This is a genomic window from Pseudomonas sp. PA-4-8C (assembly GCF_021606625.1).
GTDB lineage: Bacteria > Pseudomonadota > Gammaproteobacteria > Pseudomonadales > Pseudomonadaceae > Aquipseudomonas > Aquipseudomonas lactis.
The window spans coordinates 1-551 of sequence record NZ_WKCD01000599.1 but is presented as its reverse complement, the minus strand read 5'-3'; the positions used below and the strand labels follow the sequence as shown (position 1 = coordinate 551).

General features: G+C 67.7%; 1 protein-coding gene. It reads right to left on the bottom strand.

All coding sequences use genetic code 11. The features are described 5' to 3' along the window. Positions 1–551, bottom strand: a 551-nt coding sequence (locus tag GIW04_RS31210) for an MBL fold metallo-hydrolase (RefSeq protein ID WP_236479679.1), incomplete at both ends; no start/stop codon positions are given.

Below are 551 nucleotides of genomic sequence, written 5' to 3'. Positions count from 1 at the left end.
CACTGCCACAGCTCAAACGACACGCCGTCCCACTCCCAGCGCTCGCCGCTGGTACAGGGCTGGGTGGCGAGAAAGGATGGCAAGCCCTCGGTTTCGCCGCCCACCACGCGTTTGACGGGCAGCCCCCGAGCCACCGCCGCCGCACCACCGGCGTGATCGGCGTCGGCATGGCTGAGCAGCATCATGTCCAACTGCCCTACCCCGAGCTTTTTCAATGAGGGCAACACGACGCGCGCGCCGAGGTCGACAGGCCCCGAGCGCGGCCCGGCATCGTAGAGCAAGGTGTGGTGGCGGGTACGCAGGATCAGTGCCTGCCCCTGCCCGACATCCAGTTGCAGCACCTCTACCTGTCCGGGGGGCACCCACTCCCGGGGCGGAAAAACGGCCATCAACAGCATGGGCCAGCCCAACACCCGGAACGGCACCCCTTTGGGCAGCAGTAACACCACTGCGCCCATCAGGCTGACCAGCCAATACCCCAGCGGCACCTCGGGCGGCACCCACGCCGGCAACTGCGCAGCCAGCAGCGCAAGGCCCTTGAACAATCCGTC